The following is a 500-nucleotide window of genomic DNA, read 5'->3' as shown; positions in this document are numbered from 1 at the left end:
GAAACGCTTTCTAATGAGTTAAAAGCGTTATTAGAAAAAGAATTGTAAGGAGGAATCGTGTGCGATTATGATGAACCGCTTTATTTGATAAGCGTTGTGGCTAAAATCTTAGGCGTGCACCCTCAAACCTTGCGCCAATATGAAAAAGAGGGTTTGATAGAGCCTAGCAGGACTGATGGGAAAATGCGCTTGTATTCCCAACGAGATATGGATAAAATCAAAACGATTTTACGCCTTACAAGGGATATGGGGGTTAATTTAGCGGGCGTGGATATTATTTTGCGTTTAAAAGAAAAGCTTGATGAATTAGACAATCTCAATAAAGAATTGCAAGACGCTCTGCACAAACACTCTAAAAACACCAAAACCCCAACGAAAAATTTAAACACCCCTACCAATTTTTATGAATTGATTTTATTTAAAAAATGAGCCTGACTTCGCTTTTAAACCCAAAAAGCCTAGAAGATTTTTTAGGCCAAGAGCATCTAATAGGCAAAGAC

The 500-nt window shown here is 37.2% G+C and carries 1 protein-coding gene; it reads left to right on the top strand.

Features of this window, described 5'->3' with window-relative positions; all coding sequences use genetic code 11:
* Nucleotides 1–57: 57 nt before the first annotated feature.
* Complete coding sequence (locus IEY73_RS35005; RefSeq protein WP_000332994.1) at nt 58–429, top strand: heat shock protein transcriptional repressor HspR; 372 nt, start codon at nt 58–60, stop codon at nt 427–429.
* Nucleotides 430–500 lie beyond the last annotated feature (71 nt).

The sequence above is a fragment of the Mangrovihabitans endophyticus genome, assembly GCF_014646155.1.
Lineage (GTDB): Bacteria > Actinomycetota > Actinomycetes > Mycobacteriales > Micromonosporaceae > Actinoplanes > Actinoplanes endophyticus.
This window is presented reverse-complemented; position numbering and strand designations above follow the sequence as displayed.